16 protein-coding genes and 1 pseudogene are annotated in these 19294 nt (G+C 40.8%); 11 read left to right on the forward strand and 6 right to left on the reverse strand.

Annotated elements, in window-relative coordinates; translation table 11 throughout:
- Positions 1-169 precede the first annotated feature (169 nt).
- Positions 170-556, forward strand: coding sequence for an MmcQ/YjbR family DNA-binding protein (locus tag ACT3S9_RS10800; RefSeq protein WP_441834643.1), 387 nt, complete (start codon positions 170-172; stop codon positions 554-556).
- Between the two features lie 106 nt (positions 557-662).
- Here the strand turns inward: ACT3S9_RS10800 and fadJ are convergent, their stop codons facing one another.
- Positions 663-2921, reverse strand: coding sequence for a fatty acid oxidation complex subunit alpha FadJ (gene fadJ / locus ACT3S9_RS10805; protein ID WP_441834644.1), 2259 nt, complete (start codon positions 2919-2921; stop codon positions 663-665).
- Entirely contained in the window at positions 2921-4231 is a 1311-nt protein-coding gene (gene fadI, locus ACT3S9_RS10810; RefSeq protein WP_441834645.1) for an acetyl-CoA C-acyltransferase FadI, read from the reverse strand. Before fadI ends, fadJ begins: the two co-directional genes overlap by 1 nt.
- 298 nt (positions 4232-4529) lie before the next feature.
- Between fadI and ACT3S9_RS10815 the strand changes: the two genes are divergently transcribed.
- The 8 genes from ACT3S9_RS10815 (at position 4530) to ACT3S9_RS10850 (ending at position 12808) form a co-directional block, all read left to right on the forward strand.
- Entirely contained in the window at positions 4530-5486 is a 957-nt protein-coding gene (locus tag ACT3S9_RS10815) for an AAA family ATPase (RefSeq protein WP_441834646.1), read from the forward strand.
- A 3-nt stretch (positions 5487-5489) separates the two neighbouring features.
- A complete protein-coding gene (locus tag ACT3S9_RS10820) occupies positions 5490-6434 on the forward strand; it encodes a DUF58 domain-containing protein (protein ID WP_441834647.1) in 945 nt (314 codons plus the stop codon).
- Position 6435: 1 nt separating this feature from the next.
- The gene (locus ACT3S9_RS10825) at positions 6436-6873 is read left to right on the forward strand and encodes a DUF4381 domain-containing protein (RefSeq protein ID WP_441834648.1); all 438 of its coding nucleotides are present in this window, start codon (positions 6436-6438) and stop codon (positions 6871-6873) included.
- The gene (locus ACT3S9_RS10830; RefSeq protein ID WP_441834649.1) at positions 6866-7852 is read left to right on the forward strand and encodes a vWA domain-containing protein; all 987 of its coding nucleotides are present in this window, start codon (positions 6866-6868) and stop codon (positions 7850-7852) included. The genes ACT3S9_RS10825 and ACT3S9_RS10830 overlap by 8 nt, the downstream gene beginning before the upstream one ends.
- 3 nt (positions 7853-7855) lie before the next feature.
- A complete protein-coding gene (locus tag ACT3S9_RS10835) occupies positions 7856-9751 on the forward strand; it encodes a VWA domain-containing protein (protein WP_441834660.1) in 1896 nt (631 codons plus the stop codon).
- Positions 9745-11388 (forward strand): BatD family protein, encoded by a 1644-nt coding sequence (locus ACT3S9_RS10840; RefSeq protein ID WP_441834650.1) that lies wholly within the window; start codon positions 9745-9747, stop codon positions 11386-11388. The genes ACT3S9_RS10835 and ACT3S9_RS10840 overlap by 7 nt, the downstream gene beginning before the upstream one ends.
- 71 nt (positions 11389-11459) lie before the next feature.
- On the forward strand, positions 11460-12017 hold the full coding sequence (locus ACT3S9_RS10845; RefSeq protein ID WP_441834651.1) for a sigma-70 family RNA polymerase sigma factor: 558 nt from the start codon (positions 11460-11462) through the stop codon (positions 12015-12017).
- Positions 12017-12808: a DUF3379 family protein gene (locus tag ACT3S9_RS10850; protein WP_441834652.1), complete on the forward strand. Its 792-nt coding sequence runs from the start codon at positions 12017-12019 to the stop codon at positions 12806-12808. Before ACT3S9_RS10845 ends, ACT3S9_RS10850 begins: the two co-directional genes overlap by 1 nt.
- Before the next feature lie 98 nt (positions 12809-12906).
- On the opposite strand, the gene ACT3S9_RS10855 is transcribed toward ACT3S9_RS10850, so the two are convergent.
- From ACT3S9_RS10855 to ACT3S9_RS10865, 3 genes and pseudogenes are all read right to left on the reverse strand, one after another.
- On the reverse strand, positions 12907-14097 hold the full coding sequence (locus ACT3S9_RS10855; RefSeq protein WP_441834653.1) for an amino acid aminotransferase: 1191 nt from the start codon (positions 14095-14097) through the stop codon (positions 12907-12909).
- An 81-nt stretch (positions 14098-14178) separates the two neighbouring features.
- Positions 14179-14838 carry a GAF domain-containing protein gene (locus tag ACT3S9_RS10860; RefSeq protein ID WP_441834654.1) on the reverse strand — a complete coding sequence of 220 codons (660 nt, stop codon included), beginning with the start codon at positions 14836-14838 and terminating at the stop codon, positions 14179-14181.
- Positions 14839-15510: 672 nt separating this feature from the next.
- Positions 15511-15813, reverse strand: a pseudogene (locus tag ACT3S9_RS10865) (STAS domain-containing protein).
- Positions 15814-15958: 145 nt separating this feature from the next.
- Here ACT3S9_RS10865 and ACT3S9_RS10870 point away from each other — a divergent pair.
- Both ACT3S9_RS10870 and ACT3S9_RS10875 read left to right on the forward strand, forming a co-directional pair.
- Entirely contained in the window at positions 15959-16288 is a 330-nt protein-coding gene (locus ACT3S9_RS10870; protein ID WP_441834655.1) for a stress response translation initiation inhibitor YciH, read from the forward strand.
- Between the two features lie 619 nt (positions 16289-16907).
- Positions 16908-18068 (forward strand): chorismate mutase, encoded by a 1161-nt coding sequence (locus ACT3S9_RS10875; protein ID WP_441992723.1) that lies wholly within the window; start codon positions 16908-16910, stop codon positions 18066-18068.
- A gap of 59 nt (positions 18069-18127) precedes the next feature.
- Here the strand turns inward: ACT3S9_RS10875 and tyrA are convergent, their stop codons facing one another.
- Positions 18128-19261, reverse strand: coding sequence for a bifunctional chorismate mutase/prephenate dehydrogenase (tyrA, locus tag ACT3S9_RS10880; protein ID WP_441834657.1), 1134 nt, complete (start codon positions 19259-19261; stop codon positions 18128-18130).
- Positions 19262-19294: the final 33 nt, after the last annotated feature.

Below are 19294 nucleotides of genomic sequence, written 5' to 3' on the forward strand. Positions count from 1 at the left end.
TTAACCGATAGAAACATACCATGAACTGAACTTTCTTCAATATAAATTAACTGTTTAGTTGATTGATTGTTTGATCTAATAGATTTTGCGTATTCATCGATTCTTAGTAACGAAATGACAAAAAAGCTGCTATCTTTAGCGTATCTACAATGACTGCAAGGAATAGCTCATGGATCAATACATAGCACATGAATATTTAACAAAAAAGCCACTGGTTATGGTCACTAAACCATTTGGTCAAGAGGTCGATGTATACAAAGTAAATCATAAAATGTTTGCCACCTTGTCAACCGGTCATGAAGATCAAACTGATGAAGACGGTAACCTCATTTGGTGGATGAATTTAAAATGTGACCCTGATGAAGCCCAATCTTTGCGAGATATTTTCCCCTCTGTAATACCTGGCTATCATATGAATAAACGGCTATGGAATACTGTTATTCTTGACGGTACAATACCAACAGGTGAAATTGAGCGCATGATTGATAATTCGTTTTCTTTAGTGGTGGCTAATATGCCTGAAAAAGACCGTAAAGCGATTGAAGTTCATATGTAATTACGCTTATTAAATAAAAAAAGCCTGAAATCTAATCGATTCCAGGCTTTTTTATTTACCAGATAAACTTAAAGCTTACACTTCACAATAAGTTCACGTTAATACACTATTTTTTATCGGTCGATTGGTTATCTATTTCTTTAACACTTTCATCAACTGCCTGCGTATTACCTGTTTGTTCTTCAGGTCCCTTCGTATCCTCAGTTTCTTGCTCAACGACAGTCGCTTTTGCAGCATCAACAAGTGCACTTTGCTCCTCAGCTTGATAAAAGCTAGCACCAGAATCGGCCATGTTTTTAAGTGTTTCACAGGGGGCAAAGATTGGTTTTGTATTAGCCAAGGTGGCCATTTCTGAGCAAACCTTTTTGCTACCTTGCTTATCCATATAACTAAATGGGCCGCCTAAAAATGGTGGGAAACCAATGCCAAATATCGCGCCGATATCGCCGTCACGTGGGCTTGAAATAATTCCATCATCTAAACTACGCACGGCTTCATTTAGCATTTGTGCCACACAACGTTTGGCGATTTCACTTTTATTTAAGCGCGGCGCAGGGCTTACTCCTAGTAACTCATAAACTGACTCGTCAACTTTTTTGTCCTTTTTATCATAAAGATAAAAACCACGACCAGTCTTACGTCCTAAGCGTTTAGCATCAATTAAATGTGAGAAAGCATCTGGCGCTTTGAAACGTTCACCCAATTCTGTTTCAAGGATAGGCGCAATCTTAGAGCCAATATCGATACCCACTTCATCTAATAGTGCTAATGGTCCGACCGGAAAACCAAACTCGACTAATGCTTGGTCTATTTTCTCGATAGGTTCACCTGCAAGCATTAAATTAGCTGCTTCGTTAACATATGGCGCTAAAATGCGGTTAACGTAAAAACCAGCCATATCTTTAACGACTATCGGTGTTTTGCCTTGCTTACGAGCAAAGTTAACGACTCGTGAAATAGTCTCTTTTGAAGTACCTTGATGTGGAATAATTTCCACCAACGGCATCTTCTCAACAGGTGAGAAATAATGTAAACCAATCACATTTTCAGGTCGTGCAGCCTCGGCGGCAATTTGCGCAATCGGCAGCGACGAAGTATTACTGGCAAAAATGGTATTCGCTTGGCATTCGCGCTCTATATCTGCCACCATGCCTTGCTTTAAGCCTAAGTCTTCAAATACGGCTTCAATAGCAATATCAACATGTTTAAAACCACTATAGTCTGTAGTGCCGGTGATTTTACTCATCGTTTGCTGTAATTCCGCTTTAGACAAAATACGACGTTTTTGTTTTTTATCTAAAATTTTGTAGCTGTAATTCATGGCATTACTAATGCCCTGCTCTGCTACATCTTTAATACGCACCGGCATATCAGCTTTTACTGCACTAACATGGGCAATACCAGCGCCCATTAAGCCACCACCTAAAACAGCCGCTTTAGTAATTGCGGGTGCATCGTCACTACGCCATTCCTTTTTCATTTCAGTGGTTGCAAAGAAAATACCACGTAGCGCTTTAGACTCATCACTCATTACAAGGCTAGCAAAACCTTCTGCCTCAGTTTTATAGGCTTTAAGCTGGTCAAGCTCAACACTAGCACGCACTGCTTTAATTATAGCTTGTGGCGCAGGGTAGTGACCGCCCGTTTTTTTCAGCACATTTTCTTGTGCTTTTTTGAAAATGATATTTCGGCCAAACGGATTTGACTCAAGTAATTGGCTAATGCGGTCAAGCTTTGGCTTAGCTTCTGTTGCTTTACCTTTTAAGGCAAACTCTTTTGCCACATCAAGTAATACACTGTGCGGTACACTGTCATCAACAAGTCCTGACTTTTTAGCTTGTTTTGCACGCACTTGTTTACCGGTTAGCATCCACTCTAAGGCTTTTTGTAAGCCCACTAATTTAGGTAAACGTTGAGTTCCGCCGCCGCCAGGTAACAAACCAAGTTGCACTTCTGGAAAGCCAAGTTTAGTGATATCGCTATCAGTACATACACGATAATCACATGCCAGAGCAAACTCTAACCCACCACCAAGCGCCGCACCATGAATAGCACTAACCGTAGTGAAAGGGAGTTTCTTCATATCAAAAAAGGCACGATGGCAAAGCTCGCTGATGGCTAAGGCATCTTCATGCTTTTGCACACTATCGAGCATTTTTACGTCGGCGCCGGCAATAAAGTTATCGCTTTTACCACTAATAAATACCATACCTTTAACTGACTGCTTTTGTGCATCATCAAGTAAGGCATTTAAATCTTCGGCAAAGGTGTCGCGCAGGGTATTCATTTTCTCACCCGCCACATCAATGGTTACGACCGCGATTGATTTATCATCAACTTCTAAACTAAATACTGAACCTGTCATTACGCACTCTCCAATACAAAGGCTGCACCTAATCCGCCTGCGGCGCATGCTGTCGTTAACGCTAAGCCACCACCACGGCGATTAAGTTCATTTAAACTTTGGGTGATAAGTCGTGCGCCCGTTGCGGCAAATGGGTGACCATAAGCAAGCGAGCCGCCCATTACGTTAAACTTATCCATGTTAATTTCACCAATCGCTTTGCTACGCCCTAATTTTTCTTGGGCAAACTTATCAGAGGCAAACATTTTCATATTAGCTAAAGTCTGTGCTGCAAACGCTTCGTGCATTTCAATTAAATCTAAGTCAGCTAACGTGATACCCGCTCTATCAAGGGCAACCGGCGTTGAATGGGCAGGCCCCATTAGCATATCTTCATGTACACCAATTGCTGAAAATGCAAAGCTGCGCACATAGCCTAAAATATTATAACCTAAGGCTTTAGCTTTACTTTCACTCATCATAAGTACGGCTGCTGCGCCATCAGTAAGTGGCGTTGAATTAGCCGCTGTTACTGAGCCGTGTTGACGGTCAAAAGCTGGTTTTAATTTAGCGTAGCCTTCTACAGTTGAGTTAGTGCGAATGTTATTGTCTTGTTCAATAAAACTTTTATACGGCGGAACATGCGCAGTCATCACTTCATCTTTCAATTTCCCATCGTCCCACGCTTGGCTTGCAAGTGAATGTGAGCGATGCGCAAGTGCATCTTGATCTTCACGACTAATATTATGAGTTTTTGCCATTTGCTCAGCAGTTTGCCCCATTGAAAGACCCGTTGAGTATTCCGCAACCGCGGGCGGTACTGGCATTAAATCTTTTAAACGTAACTTTGAAAATATTTTTAGACGTTGGCCAAAAGTACGCGCTTTATTTAAATCAACTAAGCTACCTGCTAATTTTTTACTGACACCAATGGGTAATACCGATGAAGAATCAGCACCACCGGCGACACCTACTTGTATAGAACCTGCCATAATTGACTCAGCAACATTAGCAATAGCTTGAAAGCTCGTTGCACAGGCGCGCGATACCGAATATGCATCAACTGATGCTGGCATACCAGTGCCAAGTACTATTTCACGGGCAATGTTTGGCGCTTCTGGCATTTGTACTACTTGTCCAAATACTAATTGATCTATTTCTGATTTATCAAAGTTTAATCGCTCAAGCATTTCATTAACCACTAATTTACCCATATCCAAGGCTGGTACGTGGTGAAATGCAGTAGCTTGTTTAGCAAACGGTGTACGTAAACCACTTACTATGGCAATACGATCACCCTTTGCTGTTTTAAGTATGTTTTGCTCAGACATTTATGCTCTCCCACTGACAGGTCTGACCTGTTTGTTTTTTCCGATTCTAAACAACCTGTACACTAATGCCAATAGTGAAACTGAAATTAGTTATAAACCATAGACTTTTTTAAGCAAATTTACAAAAATAACCGCTATCTCTTTACCTCATTCGTTAATAATCGTGTATCTTAGAAAAATCGTTAAAAAATAACGAACTATTTTGTAAATTGCAGTCTAAGACTTGTGTTTTGGAACAATAATCCCAATAACTTATAAAGCTTAAAAAAACCTTGCTGACGAGGACAATATTTTTATTATGGCAGCTAACGCATTTTCACAACTAAAAACCTATTTAGACAGCCAAATCATTGGCCAGCCAGAGTTAACTCAGGCGCTACTTATTGCTATCTTAGCCGATGGTCACTTATTAGTAGAAGGCCCACCGGGGCTTGCTAAAACTCGCGCAGTTAATGCCTTAGCAAAAGGGGTTGAAGGTTCTTTTCAACGCGTGCAGTTTACCCCGGACTTACTCCCTGCGGATGTTACGGGTACTGATATTTACCGCCAGCAAACCAGTGAGTTCGTATTTGAGAAAGGCCCACTGTTTCATAACCTAATTTTAGCCGATGAAATAAATCGTGCTCCAGCAAAAGTACAATCAGCATTGTTAGAAGCCATGGCTGAACGCCAAGTAACGGTAGGTAAAAATACTTACCCATTATCTGATCTATTTATGGTGATGGCCACTCAAAACCCACTTGAGCAAGAAGGCACTTATCCGCTACCAGAAGCCCAATTAGACCGTTTTTTACTACATTTAAGTATAGGTTACCCTGGCGCCGAACATGAACGCGATATTTTACGCTTAACTCGTGGTGAAGCGATTAAGCAACATGAAGTACCCGAACAGAAAATCAGCCAAGCAGACCTATTTGCCGCGCGTAAAGCCATTTTAGAGCTATATTTAGCCGAACCGCTAGAGCAATATTTGGTGCAGTTGATCATCGCTACCCGTGAGGGAGCTGAGCTTGATGAGCAACTAGGTCGCTGGATTGAGTACGGTGCTAGCCCCCGTGCAACTATTGCCCTTGATAAATGCGCACGCGCTAATGCTTGGTTGCACGGCCGTGACTTTGTAGCACCTGATGATATTCAGGCGGTACTGCATAATGTATTACGCCACCGTATTATTTTAAGCTACGAAGCCCAAGCCGATGGTGTTACTAAAGATCAAGTGATCAGCCATATACTTGAACTTGTCGCTGTTCCGTAAATTATGTCGAACCAATTGTCGAACCAAGCATGGCTTGAAACAAGCCACAGCCATGGCGTTAACTTAGCGCTTAAAGAGCTGCTTTACTACAAAGCTAAGGCACGGCTTCTTGAGCTTGCACCTAAAGCGAAAATAAAAAATAGACTTACAGGTCAATATCTTGCTCCGCATAAAGGCCGTGGCATGGAGTTTTCGGAAGTACGCCATTATCAGCAAGGTGATGATATACGTTCAATTGATTGGCGTGTAACCGCTCGCACAGGTGAAACCCACACTAAGTTATTTCAAGAAGAAAAAGAACGTCCGGTATTTGTTTTTACTGACTTTTCTAACTCGATGTTGTTTGGCTCAAAGCTGTTACTAAAGTCGGTGCAAGCAGCTCATATTAGTGCATTAGTTGCATGGTCTGCCTGTCAGCGCGGCGATAGAATTGGCGGCTTGGTGTTTAATCAACATAGTCATCTCGAACTAAAACCATCTGCCCGTGAAAAAGCAGTACTTAAACTTTGCCATAATATGTGCGACAGCCACCAACAAGCATTGCAGCAAATAGATCAACAAGCACCCAATCATTTAAGTGAAAACTTAAAACGTTTGAATCATTTAGCAAAACCCGGCAGCTTAGTTTATTTAGTTTCAGATTTCAGTACGCTTGATGATGCCAGCTTTAAACAACTTGAAATACTTAGCCGCCACTGCGAACTCATTGGATGTCATATCAGTGACCCATTTGAGCACCAACTACCCGCATTTAATCAAACAGTAACGGTCAGTGCTAATGGTCAAGATTTAACTTTGCCATTGATGGATAAACGCTTCCGCGATAGCTTTGCTAACAACGCAGAGCAAGCTTTTAGTCAGCGCTTGCAAAGACTCACTAAATCGGGCCTTAATCTAATTTCATTTAATGCTGCTACGCCTCTTGAGCAACAACTTGTGAGAAAATAACATGCAAACCTCGCCGTTAGATGGCTTACATGATGTCATAGCACCAAATCAAGTTCACTGGTGGCCACTTGCCCCTGCTTGGTGGGCGCTCATCGTTTTAATACTGATGGCTATTATTGGCCTTGGTTACTATTTATATAAGCGCTCGCAGTTTATTAAAGCGAAGCGTCACGCCGTTGAGCTTAGCCAACAATTAGGTAACGATCCTCAGCAATTACATGTTTTAATTAAACGCTTAGTACTGCATTATTATAACCCGCAAGCAGCATCTAGTGAGACACAAAAATGGTGCCAAACGCTTAAAGCCTTGAGTGACATAGAATTTACTGAGCGGGAGTTACTTAGCCTCTATCAGGCTGGCAATGAATCTGCCAAATTGTGTGATAAGTTTCGTTTAGCCATTAAACAGTTTAAATTAAAGGAGCCACTGAATGTTTGAGTTTAGTTGGCCATGGCTATTTTTATTACTTCCTTTACCTTGGTTGTTGCGCTTTTTAAAACCACAAAAAGCTAACAGCGAAACACGGTTGCGCATTCCAAGCTTCGCTAATCATAATTTAGCAACAAGTAGAGTGCCCGCTCAACCCCGACGAATAAACTGGCTTGAATGGCTAATTTGGGTACTGCTAGTTTGTGCAATTGCCAACCCCACCTGGCTAGATGAACCTATGACTTTGCCGAACGAAGGTCGAGATATTATGCTCGCAGTTGATTTATCAGGCTCAATGACTGAGCAGGACATGGCTTATCAAGGACAATATGTAGACCGCTTAACAATGGTAAAAGCGGTGCTTAGTGACTTTATAGAACAGCGCCAAGGCGACCGCTTAGGACTTATTTTATTTGGTGATACCGCATTTTTACAGACACCGCTAACGCGAGATGTTAAAACCGTCAGCCAAATGCTTAGTGAAACACAAATAGGCTTGGTTGGTCGAGCTACTGCAATTGGTGATGCGTTAGGTTTATCGGTTAAACGCTTTGCAAATAAAGATAAAAGTAACCGCATTGTAGTGCTATTAACCGATGGCCAAAATACCGCCGGTAATCTCCCCCCTGAACAAGCATTACTGCTGGCCCGTGAAGAAGGCATTAAAGTGTATACGATTGGCGTAGGCTCAGATAACCCTCGTGGCTTTAGCTACTTTAATATGGGCGGTATGAGTGGTGGCAATTTAGATGAAAGCCTACTACAACGTATTGCTCAACAAACCAATGGTTTGTATTTTCGTGCAAAAGATGTAGCCGGTTTACAGCAAATTTATCAAGAGCTCGATAAGCTAGAACCGATCAGTGCTGATGAGCAAACTTTTCGTCCACAGAGCTCCCTTTTTTATGTTCCGCTATTAATCGCACTAGCGCTTATAATGGGTCGTTTTTTAGTTAGCACCTTACGTGCTTATCCTCAGGAGACATAAATGCTGGACTTTACATTTATCCGTCCCGAATTATTGTGGTTGCTACTCCCAGTTGCCTTATTGTTTAGCGTACTATTGTTAAAAAATAAAAAAGCAAAGCAACTCAACCTGATTGCCCCTCATCTAGCACAATTTGTAATAGACGAAAGCCCGAAACAAGCTAAGCAGCCTTTATCGCTAGTTGCGTTATTTTGCCTACTGGCGGTTATATTTTCTGCAGGCCCCAGTTTTGAAGAAAAACGAGTGCCCGTTTTTCAAAGTAAAAATGCTCGCGTGATTGTCATGGATATGTCTCTGTCTATGTATAGCACCGACATAACACCTAACCGCCTTATGCAAGCGCGTTATAAAGCGCTTGATATGATTGAACTATTTAAAGAAGGCGACACGGCACTGGTGGCTTATGCGGGCTCAGCTTATACAATTTCACCGCTAACTAACGATGCCGCAACCCTTAAGAACTTAATTCCGAGTCTCAGCCCAGAAATAATGCCCGATAAAGGCTCAAACATACTCGCGGGGCTTGATTTAGGGCAAGAGCTATTAACACAAGCCGGTTACAATGATGGCGATATTATTTTAATAACCGATGGTATCGAGCAAAGTGAACAAGCCGATATAAGCCAATTTACGGCTAACTCTAAATATCGTTTAAATATTTATGGTGTCGGTACTGAACAAGGTGCGCCTATTAAGCTCCCTGATGGTGGTTTTTTAAAAGACAGTTATGGGCAAATTGTAGTACCTAAACTTAATCAAGCACGCTTACAAAGTCTAGCGAGTAACAGCGGTGGAAAATTTACCATGTATCAACCAAATGACCGTGATATAGCCACATTTGCTCCAAGCGCAAATGCACAAACACTCAAAAGTGAAAAGCAAAGTCAGGTTTTATGGCGTATAGATGCGGGTATTTATGGTTTAATTATCCTGCTGCCATTGGCCGTGTGGCTATTTAGACGCGCAGCATTTTTAGGTGCTTTTTTATTATTTAGCTTTTTACCTAATCAGCATGCTTATGCAAATGAGCTAACAAATTTATTTAAAAATCAAGAGCAACGCGCCTTAGATGCTTATCAACAAGGTGACTATGAACAGGCTGCAAGTAACGCAAACACAAAGCAATTAAAAGGAGCTGCGCTTTATAAACAAGGTAGTTATGATGCCGCTATCGAACAGTTTAGCCAAGATAGCAGCGCAACCGGTTTTTATAATACCGGCAACGCGCTTGCAAAAGCAGGAAAACTGGATGAAGCCCTTAGTGCTTATAACCAAGCCCTGAAGCTCGACCCAGACTTTACTGAAGCGAAAGACAATCAAGCACTGGTCGAGCAACTCAAGCAGCAAGAGGAACAGCAAGAGAAAAATAAAGACGAGCAACAACAAAAAGAAGATGGCGAGCAGCAACCAAACCAGCAAGGTGATCAATCACAAAAAAATGATGATAATTCAGATCAAAGTAAGCAACAATCTGAACAGGACAAATCACAACAAAGCCAACAAGACGAGAAAAACCAGCAACAAAATGGTGAACCTTCAAAACCTCAAAGTGATGAAAAAAATAATCCTGATATGCAAGCTGAGCCTGAGCCGTCTGAGTCACAAGCAGATAAAAAAAATAAAGCAAAACAAACAGAGCCTCCTTCGAATAGCTCGCCTGAACCACAAGAAGTAAGTGCAGAGCAGCAAAGTGAAGCAGAAAAAAATACAGAGCAACAAGCAATGCAAGCACAGACTGCTGAGCTCACCAACGAAGAAAAAGAAAAAGCCCAGCAGCTTAATCAGCTACTGCGTCAAGTTCCTGATGATCCGGCCATTTTATTACGCAATAAAATGCAATTAGAAGCTCAAAAAAGAAACAACCAACGTCGTCCCCAAGGAGTCGAGAAATCATGGTAATGCGATTATTATGCTGTTTATTGCTGATCACGGCGACGCCCCTTTGGGCGCTAACTCAACTACAAGCAAGCGTGGATAAAAATCCCGTGCTCGCAGGAGAGTTTTTCATACTTAATATTACCGCTGATGACACTATTAAAGCCGAAAAACCTGACACCTCAGCACTGTTGAAAGATTTTGTTGTTGGGCCAACCAGTGTTAGCACAAGTACCAATATAATTAATGGCAGTATATCCAAACAAACTACGTGGTCAGTAAAGCTGATGACCCGCAGCGCTAATAATTATACTATTCCTGCCTTTACAATTGCTGGGGTAAGCTCTGACCCAATCGAGCTCAAAGTAACAGAGCGCAGTAAAGACGTTGACCAAGATAACGACATATTTATTCAATCTTCGATTTCAAGTGAGTCACTTTATGTTCAAGAAGCAGGCCTTTATACCGTTAAGCTATATTTAGCTAAAGAATTGCTTGATGGTAACTTAAGCAACCCAAGTATGCCTGATGCTCAACTACGTCAGATAGGTAAGCAACAAGAAGGCTATGAACTTGTTAATGGCAAACGCTATTTAGTGATCACCCGTGAATACTTAGTGCAGCCGCAAAAAAGCGGGCAATTCACCCTCAAAGCCCCTGAATTTCAAGGACGTATAAGACAAAATTACCGTCAAATGGAAGTCTCAGCACTTGGCGATAATGTTGATATTGAAATAAAACCTATTCCAAGTGATTACCAAGGCGCTTGGTTGCCAAGCGAGTTGGTTAACATTGATGAGCAGTATCAGCCAAAAGATGACAGTGTAGATGTAGGCACTCCCATCACTCGTACTATTACACTCACAGCACTAGGCGTCACTAAAGAGCAATTACCTGAGATAAACTTACCTAAAATAAACGGCATTCGTAGCTATCCTGATAATCAAGAAACTAGCCACTTAGTTCGCGACAATCGTGTTATTTCAAAGCAAGTGGCTTCTTACGCCCTGCTGCCACAAAAACCTGGTACGTATACGCTCCCTGAAATAAAAGTACCTTGGTTTAATACTAAAATTAACCGTGTCAATTATGCAACCTTGCCTGCTCGTACTATTACCGTCACAGGTAGTACGCAAGCAGCTATAAGTAAACCTATAAGCGCACAACATGACTCTATTGAAACGCCACCTACAGCATCAGCACCGGCTGTTCATACAAAAACGCAAACACGCCCTCCTTTATGGTTAATTATTGCCTCAATTCTTGGCTATTTATTATGGCTCACCACTTTAATATTATGGTGGCAGAGTAAAAAACACTCAAGTGTCACTGAAAAAAGCACTGCACAGCCTATCAAAGGCAATTTAGCGTCATTAGAGACACTTAAAAAGCTGTGTAAAAGTAATGATTTAAGTGCTTTTCATACTGAATTAACCCACTATGCTCAACAATATACAAAACAATCAAATAATGCGATAGACTCATTGGCGCAACAAATAGATAATGAGCAACTCACTTCGCAAATTGCCAACCTGCGTGCAGAGCTCTATAGTTCAAGTAATACTGATGTTGATCTTACGCTGATCGTTACTATTTTAGAAAATCAGCAAAAAAACAAAATAAATTCGCAACAAGCTGTATTAAAGGGACTTTATAATTGAGGGCGTTAGTGTATAGGGTTTTCCTAGCACTAAAGCAGAAAACTCCTTAAAATAAATAAAAAAATATACTTATGCTGGGAAATAAAAAATCCGATAGTCCGGTCTTAATTGATACGGCAGAGAAGCAAACCCGTTATGAAAAGCTTGTTCATATTTATCATAATGAGTTGTATCGCTTTGCTTATTGGCTATGCCGCGATCCAAACATTGCTGAAGATCTCGTACAGGAAACGTTTTTACGTGCTTGGCGATCTTTAGATTCGTTACTAGATCAAAAAGCAGCGAAACCTTGGTTGTTAACTATTTTACGCCGTGAAAATGCTCGCCGCTTCGAGCGCAAGCAGTTTGATTACAGCGACGTTGAAAATGACACTTTAGTTGATGAACGAAGCAGCACACTTGATGATGAAATGGAGCAAACCGTTATTCAACGCCAAATAGCTAAATTAGCTGATGAATACCGGGAGCCGCTATTACTTCAAGTGGTGATGGGTTGCTCTGGTGAGGAAATAGCTGACATATTAGATTTAAATAAAAACACGGTAATGACACGTTTATACCGTGCTAGAAGCCAACTTAAAGAGGCACTAAGCCGTAATGATGAAAAAATACAAGGAGCATCGAAGTAATGGATGAGCTTGAGTTTCGTCGCCGGGTTATTGCACAGCCAAACAGCACAGAAAAGGAGCTTATAGCGTTTGCTGAGCAGCACCCTGAGCAACAAAAATTTGTTGATGATATGCAAACATTTGATGAGCAATTAAATGCAGCACTTGATGTTGATGTGCCGCAAGGTCTTGCTGAGCGAGTTATAGCTAATACGGCCAACAATAGCTCCGAACAGCAAGCAGAAGAGTCTAAAAATAACAGCAATGAGCATATAAAGCAAAGTACAAAAGACAATGTGGTTAATGCTAAAAAACGCTTTAAAAAAGGCCGTATCCAATTAGCTATGGCAGCCTCGTTGATTGTTACTGTTGGAGCATTTTTTCTGAGCTCGCAGCAACATAATACATCTCATACGGTATCAGAGCATGCACTTGCTCACGTTTATCACGAGATTTTTTCTCTTGAAAAAAAAGAGCCTATTAGCTTGCAATCAGTGAATGAAAAATTCGCTCTTTTAGGCGGCCATTTAGATGAACTACCCGGTAAGGTCACTTACCTTATGTTTTGCGATTTTAAAGGCGAAAGAGGCCTGCACTTAGTTTTTGAATCAGAATTTGGCCCGATGACTGTATTTATTGTACCTTCAGAACATCAGTCTTTTGGTATCGGCAACGATGACTTTAGCGATGAGCGCTTTGCAGGTAATATCAATCGAGGAACACAAGCAGACACTATACTAATAGCCAGTTTAGGTGCGCCGATTGATAACTATAACAACCGCATCACTGATGCCATTCGTTGGCTGCACTAAACTGATGCTTTTTAATACTTATTTGTATTAAATTTGCATACGCATACAAAAAGCCCGCTTTCATAAACTGAAAAGCGGGCTTTTTTAATCTAGCTAGATTATTTACAAACGTCAGCAACCGCATTAGCAAAGTATTCAATATTAGCTTGGCTAATACCTGCTACGTTAACGCGGCTAGAACCAACGATATAAATACCGTATTCTTTTTGCAAACGCTCGATTTGCGCTTTATCTATGCCTAGGAATGAAAACATCCCGTGTTGACGGTCAATGAACGAGAAATCCTGAGCGATGTCTTTGGCTGCGAGCGTGTCTTTTATCAATGTACGTAGGCCATTAATACGGTTACGCATTTCATCAAGTTCACTGTGCCACATTTGCGTAAGCTCGGTGCTGCTTAAAATAGTATTTACAATGTCTGCGCCGTGAGCTGGCGGCATAGAGTAAATACTACGCACAACGCTCAATAACACTGAGTTTGAAATATCAGCAGTAGCAGCATCTTTTGCGATGATTGAACATGCACCAACACGCTCACGGTAAAGACCAAAGTTTTTAGAGCATGAAGAACAAATAATAAGCTCTTCAACCGCATTAGCTAAAGTACGCAAACCTTGCGCATCTTCTTCTAAGCTTGAACCAAAACCTTGATAAGCGATATCAACTAAAGGGGTAAAACCAACTTCTTTAGCAAGCTCAGAAACAGTGTTCCACTGGGTTTCATTTAAATCCATACCGCTTGGGTTATGGCAACACGCATGTAGTAATACCACATCGCCTTTAGGCACCTTTTTAAGGGTATTGATCATGTCATCAAACAACAAATCTTTATTTTCGTAGTCGTAGTATGGGTATTCCTTAACGGTTAAACCAGCCGCTTCAAATAGGCTAATATGATTCGCCCATGTTGGGGTTGTTACCCATATAGTTGCTTTAGGTTTGCAACGCATAATAAATTCAGCAGCAACACGCAGTGCACCAGTACCGCCTGGCGCTTGCGCTGTACGCACTCGATTTGCGAGCAATGCTTGGTGCTCACCTAGTAAAAGGTTTTCCATTTTTTGGCAGTAATCTAAATTACCAGCAAGACCAATATACGCTTTGCTGGTTTCGTTTTCTAAACGAAACGCTTCGGCCTTTTTCACTGCTTTTAAAACTGGTGTATTACCCTGCTCGTCTTTATAAACACCCACCCCTAAATCAATCTTATTTGGGTTAGTATCTTGCTTGTAGGCCGCCATAAGGCCAAGAATAGGGTCTGTTGGTAATGCTTTTAATTCTGAGAACATTGGCTATCTCTTATTATTTAGGGTTAGGGGTTATATAACGCTTAGCTTAGCATAGAAACGGCGTTTTTTTACTAGTGTTATTTATACCAAAAATTGAGGTATTCTAATACATGCTGCAATTAATAATGCTAACTTCGGCTTATCAAAAAAGTTTACTGTAAATGCTTCCCCATCAACAATACCAACACACTGTTGTTGAGCATTAAATAAAGGAATGCAGGTTTCTGCTTTTACTTTAGGGTCGCAAGTATAATACTCACCACCTTTACTAAGATACGCAGGTACATCATTAATAATGCGCCCTTTGCCAGTCAGCGCAACGTGTACATTGTTGCTGATTTTTGCGAAAGCTTCTGTTAATGGAAAAAGAGGTCGACTTGGCGCACCATAATAAGCCAGTTTTAATAATTGCGGGCCTTGGTCGGTTGCTGTTTCTTGGTAAATACCAAACCAATCTATGTTTGTTTCTGCTACCACATAATCAACAATACTTTTTAGCTTTTCAAGCTTTAAGGTTGTTGATTTATCTTGTAGTAAATAGTCAGTGAGTAAGAAAGGCTCATCCTGTAAATTGCCAAACAAACTGCATGCTCCGCCCTCGCCAAGCTCTGGTATTTGATACTGCCAACGCACATCGCTGGCACTTTCTTTTGCTAAATGAGCATCAAGCTTTGCAAGAGTGTTATTAACCAACTCTTCTGATACATCTAACTCCGCGAGTGATAAATATGAAGAAACCATCTAGCCATCCAAACATCTAAAGTGTATTTGAATCATATCATGCAAAAAAGCGTTCGACTACTATAGGATTAACCTATAACACATTTCAACCTGATTACCTGCTGCGCTATAAGTGACTTGGTGTGCAACCTCAGCTAATAAAGACACACCTCGACCATGCTTCGAGCTATTGCTTTTTGATTCCTACTCTGTGCAGCACAGCCATTACCTGAATCGCGTATAATAAAATAGGCACAATAATTTTCGCGGCAGTAATGTATATCTAAAATAGTCAAAGCATCATTGAATTTGGCTAATTCGGCTTCACATTGTTTATAATAAAAAAATAAAGCCATCATCGCGATTCTTTACCTCTGAATCGAGGCCAAGCACACCGTGATCAAGGGCGTTGATATATGCTTCTGAGACCAGTCAAAATAGGTTTGTACGATGCGCTTTTAAACCACTCACTCTAGAAATAACATTGGTCATCTCAAGCACCGGATCGGGTTTTTTATTTGTTTTGAGTTTAACCTAAGAGAAAAATTAAAAGGTAGTGGCGAGTAACTCTGACGTTCCTTTTCCGGCGCAACAACTGGCAGGCAATTTAAAAGCATTAAACTTAAATCATCTTGTTGCTCACAGCCATGAGCAAACCGGGTAACTTGAGCGACTAAATCAGTACTGGGCTTATCAATCAATATCAAACTTTTTGTCAAAGCGAGAGATCTGAAGTATTTTTTTAACTGCGGCTGACAATTGCTAATACGAATACTATCCACAGAATCGCCTAAGGTTTTTTCATATTCAGAAGCATCCCAAGTGCAGAGCTATCCATATAGTCCGTTTCGCGAAGATCAACGATAATCCTGTCAATTTTATCGCCTATATCGGCATAGGCTTGGCGAAAAGGTTGCACTAAGCTAAAGTCAAGCTTGCCCTTTATTTGAATTGTTAATGTGGTGCATCTGCCGACGCACTTTTATTCAAACTCATCACTTGTCCCCATAAGAATATTTTCTTTCCCTAATTCATTAAATATAACTGCTTGCCAGTGATAAACCAAAAATAAAAACACATAAACAAAAATTTGTTATCATTTGTGCATGTTTTTTCTTTTTAATTTAAGCGCAGGTTTATTATGAGCGACAGTAACCTTGTTTATTCCACAGAAACAGGGCGCATTCAGCATCCTAAGCAAGCTGAGCCGATTGCCGGTAAAGTCTTTAAAGATGGCTTTTTGCGTATTGAGCGTCAAACTAAAGGCCGTAAAGGTAAAGGCGTAATGTTGGTAGTCGGTATTGATAACGAGCAACACGATTTAAAAAAACTCGCTAAAACCATCAAAAGCAAAATGGGTCAAGGCGGCGCAGTTAAAGACGGTGTTATTGAAGTTCAAGGCGATGACCGGGATAAACTTAAAAATATTCTCGAAGGGTTAAAATTTAGGGTCAAAATTGCAGGCGGATAATATTTTTTCCCGTTAGCAATTACACCTTACAATAACAAAGCGCGGTGCAGCGAGCTCTTGTAGTTCGAGCGCCCTACTATTGCGAGTCACTTCATAAGCCCGCGCACTTTTATCGTTATACTAACGACTTTAAAACCAACTAAATAATTGACTGTTTTTATTCGCTCATCTATCAAGCTTTTCAAATAATGCAGGTAGTGAGAGTTTAATACTCAGCGAATTAAAACCAAAACGCGATGGCAAACGTCGATAGATCACAGCTCAACCTTAATTATTGATAATTTTTATTATTTGAATCTACGACATGAAATATACCCGATCCACATTTATAATTATAAATTTTTTGTAAATATTGATGAAAAAGCTAATTAATTAAAATAATTTATCCCTTTGCCCAGATCGAGTGTTGACTTTACAAGCCAGTATTCATACATTAGCAACATGAACATAATTATATCTCGCCACGATTTTTCTTTTTTTAGCTTCTTTCTATAGAAGAGGCTTATCTGTTTGCGAGAGTAAATCAACCGAATAGCAAAGCCTCCCAATTGGGAGGCTTTTTTGTTTTTATTATCTAAGCATGAACTGCATAGGTAACTTTTGGAGTGAGGAGCCCAAAATGACAAATGATGTACTTAATTCACTTAGGCATGATATCAATGAGATTGATTCGGATCTGTTGGTATTACTGGCTAAACGCCGACGAATCAGTCACGGTGTGGTGGAATATAAAATAAGTAACAATAAACCCATACGCGATGAAGCACGCGAGCAAGCATTACTAGAGAAACTTATAGGCTATGGCAAATCTCTTGGTTTAGATGCCTATTACGTTAATAATATATTTCAAACTATTTTAGAAGACTCTGTTCTTAATCAGCAGGCGATGCTGCAAAAAAATCTTAACCCTGAAGCAATAAACGAAACCCACCGCGTTGCCTACTTAGGTGGTCAAGGTACCTATAGTCAACTTGCTTGTCATAAATATTTTAGTCGCCGCCCTGGCAAGCTAGTTGAAATGGGCTGTGCTAATTTTGAACAGATTACCGGCAAAGTTGAAAATGGCCAAGCAGATTTTGGTCTTTTACCGATTGAAAACACTAGCTCTGGTAGTATCAATGAGGTTTTTGACCTTTTACAGCATGCACAAGTATCGATTGTAGGTGAAGTAACTCATAGTGTTGAGCACTGCTTACTAACAAGCCCAGAAACAGAGCTGAGTCAAATTAGCAAAATTTTTGCTCACCCGCAGCCATTCGCTCAATGTAGCCGTTTTTTACAAGGCTTAGGTGATATTCAACACGAAACCTGCGATTCAACCTCAAGTGCGCTGCAATCAGCACTTAAGGTTCCTAACAGCGCTGCTATTGGCTCAGCACAAGCGGGAAAACATGTGGGCTTAGAAGTGATTAAAACAGGACTTGCTAACCAACAAGAAAACCATAGTCGCTTTATTGTTGTAGCGCGCAAACCTTTACATGTATCAAAGCAAATTCCAACTAAAACCAGCTTAATTATGGCCACCAAACAACAAGCGGGCTCATTAGCCGATGCCTTAATGGTTTTTAAGCAGCACAATATTAACTTGGTGAAGCTTGAATCTCGCCCCGTACCAGGCAACCCGTGGGAAGAAGTGTTTTATGTTGATTTAGAAGCGAACCTCGTTGATAACGATGTAAAACAAGCTCTAGAGCAATTAAAAGAACACACCCAGTATGTACGCGTGCTAGGTTGCTACCAAAGTGAGTCTTTGCAAGCGGTTAGTGTAGAAAGCGAATAACAAAACCAGATAATCAAAAAGGGCCACAAAGGCCCTTTTTTTGTATTTATTTAACACGCTTAACCCAACACTTTCGAATCATTGGCTTTATTTAACAAACTGCGGCTTTGCGTTAAAAAATGCGCGGTTGAATCGGAGAAATACTCTTTTGCATCGGCGAAAGCGCTCATTAACGCGTCTTTATCTCCTGCTTTAAGTTTCTCAAGGGTTTGTGCAAAGGTATCTTGATACTGAGCTAGTAATTCTTCTACATTATCAAATTGCGCGAGCATAATATCTGAATAAAGCTCTGGTGATTGGGCAAATAAGCGCCCAACCATCATTAACTCTAACTGATAAATAGGTGATGAACAGCTACGTAACTCTTCAAGTGTATGGCCTTGCTTTGCTAAGAATTGTCCATACACAAAAGTGGTTAAATGGCGCATCACCTGAATAATTTGCATTGCTTCGTCGTGTTTTTTCGCACCAAGCTCAACGAGTTGGCACCCCCATACTTGTAGCTGCTCAAGTAAACCTTGGGCAGCTTCTGGCTTACGCCCTTCACACACAACGACTGTTTGTTTAACCCAGTGCGAAATATCAGGGCCAAACATCGGATGTAAACCGACCACTGCACCGCTATGTACTTCCTTTAACACATTTAAAGGCGCTTGCTTTACTGAAGTAATATCAACTAACAAACAATCATCATCAAGCGATGGTAACGCTTTAGCAACGCTTTCAAGCGCATTAATAGGCACGCTTATCATTACTAGCTTTGCGCCCTTTAAAATATCAGCGGCTTGATGCTGCTGGTCTTTATCTAGCACTTTAACTTCATAACCCGAACGCCGAAACTGATTAGCAAATAGTTGACCCATAGCGCCTTGCCCACCGACGATCACAACTGGCGATAACTTAGGTGCTTTACAGGCAAGTTTGGATTGCTGATTTTGATATGCTTCACGCATCATACGACGCAATATATCTTCAACTAACTCAGGGTTAACCCCCTGATTAATTGCCTCTTGGCGCCTTGCTGATAGTAAATCAGCTTCTCGGTCTGGGGCATGCAGTGGCGCAACGATCTGCTGTTTTATGGCACCAATTTGTCCTGTAATAGCATTACGCTTTGCAAGCAATGCGACTAACTCAGCATCACACTCATCTATGCCTCGCCTTAATACGGATAAATCATTTATTGTCGCCACGTCACTACCACCTTTAAAAAATGCAAAATCGTA

It is taken from the genome of Pseudoalteromonas sp. AOP31-A2-14 (genome assembly GCF_052378035.1).
Classification (GTDB): Bacteria; Pseudomonadota; Gammaproteobacteria; order Enterobacterales; family Alteromonadaceae; genus Pseudoalteromonas.

Bases quoted from the DNA above. Each gene is read 5' to 3' on its own strand.
- ACT3S9_RS10800 (WP_441834643.1), top strand. From the start codon at position 170: ATGGATCAATACATAGCACATGAATATTTAACAAAAAAGCCACTGGTT.
- fadJ (WP_441834644.1), bottom strand. From the start codon at position 2,921: ATGACAGGTTCAGTATTTAGTTTAGAAGTTGATGATAAATCAATCGCG.
- fadI (WP_441834645.1), bottom strand. From the start codon at position 4,231: ATGTCTGAGCAAAACATACTTAAAACAGCAAAGGGTGATCGTATTGCC.
- ACT3S9_RS10815 (WP_441834646.1), top strand. From the start codon at position 4,530: ATGGCAGCTAACGCATTTTCACAACTAAAAACCTATTTAGACAGCCAA.
- ACT3S9_RS10820 (WP_441834647.1), top strand. From the start codon at position 5,490: ATGTCGAACCAATTGTCGAACCAAGCATGGCTTGAAACAAGCCACAGC.
- ACT3S9_RS10825 (WP_441834648.1), top strand. From the start codon at position 6,436: ATGCAAACCTCGCCGTTAGATGGCTTACATGATGTCATAGCACCAAAT.
- ACT3S9_RS10830 (WP_441834649.1), top strand. From the start codon at position 6,866: ATGTTTGAGTTTAGTTGGCCATGGCTATTTTTATTACTTCCTTTACCT.
- ACT3S9_RS10840 (WP_441834650.1), top strand. From the start codon at position 9,745: ATGGTAATGCGATTATTATGCTGTTTATTGCTGATCACGGCGACGCCC.
- ACT3S9_RS10845 (WP_441834651.1), top strand. From the start codon at position 11,460: ATGCTGGGAAATAAAAAATCCGATAGTCCGGTCTTAATTGATACGGCA.
- ACT3S9_RS10850 (WP_441834652.1), top strand. From the start codon at position 12,017: ATGGATGAGCTTGAGTTTCGTCGCCGGGTTATTGCACAGCCAAACAGC.
- ACT3S9_RS10855 (WP_441834653.1), bottom strand. From the start codon at position 14,097: ATGTTCTCAGAATTAAAAGCATTACCAACAGACCCTATTCTTGGCCTT.
- ACT3S9_RS10860 (WP_441834654.1), bottom strand. From the start codon at position 14,838: ATGGTTTCTTCATATTTATCACTCGCGGAGTTAGATGTATCAGAAGAG.
- ACT3S9_RS10870 (WP_441834655.1), top strand. From the start codon at position 15,959: ATGAGCGACAGTAACCTTGTTTATTCCACAGAAACAGGGCGCATTCAG.
- ACT3S9_RS10875 (WP_441992723.1), top strand. From the start codon at position 16,908: ATGACAAATGATGTACTTAATTCACTTAGGCATGATATCAATGAGATT.